7 protein-coding genes are annotated in these 4,869 nt (G+C 49.0%); all 7 read right to left on the reverse strand.

The window, feature by feature from the left end:
* Window positions 1-1,272 (reverse strand): TraG family conjugative transposon ATPase (locus tag JX312_RS09220; RefSeq protein WP_204457791.1); only part of this gene is annotated, 1,272 nt, incomplete at its 3' end.
* Window positions 1,269-1,583 (reverse strand): DUF4133 domain-containing protein, encoded by a 315-nt coding sequence (locus tag JX312_RS09225; protein WP_204457792.1) that lies wholly within the window; start codon window positions 1,581-1,583, stop codon window positions 1,269-1,271. The genes JX312_RS09220 and JX312_RS09225, both read right to left, overlap by 4 nt.
* Window positions 1,584-1,913: a DUF4134 domain-containing protein gene (locus JX312_RS09230; protein ID WP_123403377.1), complete on the reverse strand. Its 330-nt coding sequence runs from the start codon at window positions 1,911-1,913 to the stop codon at window positions 1,584-1,586.
* 3 nt (window positions 1,914-1,916) lie between these two features.
* Window positions 1,917-2,759: a hypothetical protein gene (locus tag JX312_RS09235; protein ID WP_123403379.1), complete on the reverse strand. Its 843-nt coding sequence runs from the start codon at window positions 2,757-2,759 to the stop codon at window positions 1,917-1,919.
* Window positions 2,756-3,322, reverse strand: a complete 567-nt coding sequence (locus tag JX312_RS09240; RefSeq protein WP_204457793.1) for a DUF3408 domain-containing protein — start codon at window positions 3,320-3,322, stop codon at window positions 2,756-2,758. Before JX312_RS09240 ends, JX312_RS09235 begins: the two co-directional genes overlap by 4 nt.
* Entirely contained in the window at window positions 3,319-3,762 is a 444-nt protein-coding gene (locus JX312_RS09245; RefSeq protein WP_123403383.1) for a DUF3408 domain-containing protein, read from the reverse strand. Before JX312_RS09245 ends, JX312_RS09240 begins: the two co-directional genes overlap by 4 nt.
* Window positions 3,755-4,522 carry a ParA family protein gene (locus tag JX312_RS09250; RefSeq protein WP_123403385.1) on the reverse strand — a complete coding sequence of 256 codons (768 nt, stop codon included), beginning with the start codon at window positions 4,520-4,522 and terminating at the stop codon, window positions 3,755-3,757. Before JX312_RS09250 ends, JX312_RS09245 begins: the two co-directional genes overlap by 8 nt.
* Between the last annotated feature and the right edge of the window lie 347 nt (window positions 4,523-4,869).

Here is a 4,869-nt window from a genome sequence, read left to right on the forward strand (position 1 = left end):
GTCAAGGTGTATCGGTTTCCCGGTCAACCTATCTACCATCTTTATCCCGAATGGGGATAGTGAAGAACGATAGTTGGTCTCGGCGGTAAAGAAGCAGACCGCAGGTTCGATGAAAGTATAAAAACTTTCCTCAGCGGGAAAATCTGCCTCGTTGCCGGGCATTGCTGACCAGAACAGTGTCGGACAGTCGATGGTGTTGTGCCGGGGCATACAACCCATAGTCGCCAACTGACCGCCGACATCATTCTTGATGCGCCGCAGTGCCTCTGAATCGTCGCTCCACGCCATAATGTTGATATGGCAGCGGACGGAGGTCAAGCCGTATGAATGAGCCTCATTGAGATAGCGGTCAATCCATTCCTTGTTGATAGCATTGCTTCGGCTATACCTCGAAAGGGAGTTCATGTTGCGGGCCGTCTTCTCGAACTTCGCCAAGTTCTCATCGTGGTCGTCAATCAGCACATACTGGTTGACTATATGGTTGCAGGGTAAGAGCAACCCGATGGGAGAGGCAAACGAGAGGCGGCAGTCACTCCGGTCAGTTGATAACCGCTCATAACGGTTATCGGTGCTGACCTTTGCGGGAAGGTCATCGGTATCGGACAGCGTATGCAGACAGAGCATCTTGTCGCCAATCCGCATCTGACTTGCATCGAGGTCAATGTCCTCCAGACAGGTAACATCGTCCATTGTCAGTGACATATACTTCTCGATAAGACCGGACGTATTCTCTGTTCCGATCAGCTCATCGTCAGAGAGGCGACGCAATTTGATATATCCGGTATCATTGATGATTCGCTCGAACTGTTCCACCGACTCCATAAACTTGACAACCATCTCGTGATTGAGTTCTTTCGGTGTGATTCGCCCTCGGCAGAGAGTGGAGAAGTTGCTCTGCTGACGCGCCCGTTCCTTTGTTGTCTTGGTAAGGAAGAGGTAACACTTGTGGGCGAGATAAGGACGCTCGTTGAAGTGACGCTCAAAGCTTCTGTCCAAAAAGGATAAATCATCCTTCTGCAACTCAGGCTGATATTTCTCCGAACAGAACCAGTCCTGTTTATGTACCACCGAGTAGTGCGGAAGCACCTTGATTGCNTTGCACCATGCTCGATGCATGGCTTCATACTCNTGAGAGGTAACGGTGAAAAGTTCCGGCAGGGCAACCTCGAAAGCGACAGTTATGTCGGCATCCTTCGATATGATGCAGCCATGCTCCACCGCCAGCAAAGGCAATTTGGATTCCAGCGTTGTGGCTTTAAGTATATTTCTCATTTTTTATTTATCAATCTTTTAAGGCGCAGACGGTTGATGATGTAGCGTGGGTGATACTTGACCGCCGTCAGCTTCATCAGACCGTACCGGCCGTATTTGGTATTGAGGTGGAATGTTAGCCACACAAGGATTGAGGCACTTATCGCGCCGAAGGAGATGCAGAACCACTGGGCAACGCCACACATATACATGATGACGAACACAATGAAATCCACAATCAAACCTCCGGCGAAGATAAACAGGTATTGCGCCCTCAATCCTTTGTATTCTACCGTTCTACCAATACCCTTATTGATAGCGAACTCAGCCATTTAGAGGAAGAATGAGCGGAGAATGGTGGCGGCGACGATGAGGAAGATGCAGGCTCCGAACCACGAGGCTGCGGTCTTGCTGGTGTCAGGATCGCCGGACGAGAACTTGCCATAGACCTTGACACCACCGATGAGACCCACCACGGCACCAATTGCATAGATAAGTTTCGTCCCTGGGTCGAAATAGCTGGAGATCATCGAAGTAGCCTCGTTGATACCGGCCATGCCGTTGCCGGCGGCGAAACACTGGGCGACAGATGCGAGAGCAAAGAGTGCGAAGATTGCGCGCTTGGCAAATGCCGAGCGCAGAATGTTTGTGAACTTTTTCATGCGTCAATTCTGGGATTGAGACGTTTTGTTGAGGAAAGACATTCTGAAACGAGGTATGGGAGCCTCCTTCACCTCCGGCTCGATAACCGGTTCGGGCTTAGGCTCCGGCTTTTCCTCTGCCTGCTGCATTACTTCAGCTTCTTTAGCCGGAACTGCTTCAGCAGGGGCAGTCTCAGTTTCGCTTTCCTCCTCGCGGAGAGCCTCGTTCATCTCGACTCTCCGGTGGCACTCATACAGTTTTTCAAGCAGGGCATCGGGGAGACATCCGCTGAACTGTGTACCGTCAACTGTCCTAAAAACATTCATTGCAAACTGCAACGCGCCAATGGGCTGTGGCTCGTCGGACTGGACAATAGCCGACGCTTTTGTCAGAGAATCGAAGTCAGCACCACAGGCCAGCGGATTGGGAGGAGCGACAGTGTTATCCTCTCTTTCGAGCTGTGCCTCTTCATCGCGGTGGTCTTCCCATGCCCGTGCCTCTCTTTCGGGAGACATCCGCTTGGGAGGTTCTGGAACTTCATTCTTCACATCAAATTCTGCATCTTTCTCGTCCATCAGGGTTTCCACGCAGTCCCTGATGGGTTTCACTACATCCTCCATCATCGCCTTGAGGTCTGCCATAGAGAAATTCGACAGACCTACGGCATCATCGACAGTTGCCGGATTGATGGCCGGATGTTCAGATTCTTTTGCCTCCGTAACCATTGACGGAGATGGAGCGGGAGGTGTATCCTCTTGTTGCGGTGTTGCCGCAGGGGGTTGACCTCTTCGGTTCAGATACTCGTTGAGCAGGACGACCACTATGGCCTGTGCCACGATAGTGCCGATGATATACAGCCATATCATACAGTATTTCGTTTTGAATCGTTTGTCATCTCATTGATGAGATCGGCACAGGCATCAAGGTGTTCGATAAGGATTGCCTCGACGTATGAACCCATTGTGGGTCTGTCGCCGTCAATATCCAGCACGATTCTTTTCAGTCGTTTTCCGAGTTCGCCGGAAATATAAATCTCCCGTTCCTTACGGTTGACCATATCGCCCATCAGGTATTTCGCCTGATACTTCTTGGCTTCCAGCGAGATACCATCCATTGCTTTGGAGTCGGTATCCGATAGACAGGATGCGGCTGAGAGTTCAGCGATAAGCGGTTTCACATCCTCGTCTTCAAGGTGGTAAGCCACTATGTTCTGGACATACATTCCTACGGAGGCGCGTTCGCCGCCGATGTTAGTGACTATCCTCTTGAGTCGCTGCCATAGCGACATGGTGCAGCCCACGTACTTGTAGGGCTTGAGATTGTGACGGGTCAAAAAAGTTTCCCGGTAGGAGCGTTTTACCTCGTCAGGGTAGCTGGTGCCGTCAACTTTGATTTCGGCTCCGGGATTCGCATTGTTTTTTGCGGTCATTTGAATCTGTCAAGACTTTTGTGTTTGCGTTGGTCTATGAGACCTGCTATGTCTTTCTGATAGGTGGAAAAATGATGTTCCAGAATATTCCACACATAGTTCCCAATCGTCATATTTTTGCCCGTTTTCGATCTGATAGCCTGTACTATCTCTCTAAGGCAAATAAGATGGTCGAGTGTAAGATATACCTTCTCGTTCTTTTTTTCATCCGTCCCACCTTTTAGAAAGGTATCGACAAATGAATCCGAAAATGGTCGTATCTTAGGAGCAGATGGTTCTGAAGGCTCTTCTGAGAAATCATCCTCAACTCCTTTGGGCCCTGGCACGGGTTCCGGTGCCACATCATTATCCATAGGTATATCCGCAAAATCAGGAGTTACGGGTTTGTAACCTGCAAGAAAATCTTCACCAAGCGGGACTTTTGCAATTTTCTTAGCCATTACGGATTCCGGTCAGTTTCAAAAATTCCTCGGCAAGTTCATCAATGCCGCTCCCTTTGACAATAGCCGACGAGGGCGGAAAAACTGTGCTTCGGAAAATCTGATGCTTCGGATTGCATGAAAGTTCTTTCTTGAAACGGACGCTTGCAGGTATTGTGGTCTTCATCGCTTCAAGTCCGATTGATTCCATGAACTCATCGTAAGCGTTATAGAGGTCGGTGCGCTCTCTTGCGTCAACTTTGTTCCACAGAATCTTCACTCCTTTAAGGTTGCCATATCCCATCGTCATAAGACGGTCATGGATAAACTGGCAATATCCAAGAGTGCTTTCTATATCGTACTTGCAGGCTGCCATCGGACAGAATACATAATCGCAGTTTGATATTATCTGTAGAACATTGGGATTGTTCATCGTACCCGGGAGGTCGAGGAACAGGACTTGCGTGTCATTGTCTCCGCTGAGATACTGACGGATGCGGAACATGGTTTCTTCCAAAGGAATCTTCATAATGGCGTAGGGCTGAAGACCGGTTTTGGTCAACAATTCATGTGCCATCTGTGCAAGATGCTCTGTCTCACTAACGGTCTTTAACTCGCGGTTGCGTTCTCCTACAAGACTATGCTGGGGCGAGTCGCAATCCATGATTGCAACCTTTATGCCCTTCTCATAGTAGAGATAGCTGGCGAGTAACACCGTGAGTGTAGATTTGCCCACTCCTCCCTTCTGGTTGGAGAAGGCAACAACAATGGTGTCGCTCATTCAAATGTTTTTGAGGGTGAAAATGGTCGGCAACATTTGCCACTAAGTTCCGGCGACTGCCGAAATCGAAAATATCATCCGCGGATGATAGGTAGGAATATCCTATGGTTAAATTATCAGACCAAGACAGTAATGACCAGACGGCATATAGAACCGGATGCGGGTCAAGCGATATTGCGGATATATATCCAATCAGCTCTACAGCCCACTATCGGGTTAACTATATGGACAGCCAAGTGTATGGTCAACTGATTGATTAGCCAATCAGATAGCCCTATAATTGGTGAATTAGATAACTAATCGGTCAGGTGGATAATCAGCCAGCCAATCAATTAGCTGGTTAGCTA

The sequence above is a fragment of the Barnesiella sp. CU968 genome (assembly GCF_905219685.1).
Taxonomy (GTDB): domain Bacteria; phylum Bacteroidota; class Bacteroidia; order Bacteroidales; family Muribaculaceae; genus Lepagella; species Lepagella muris_A.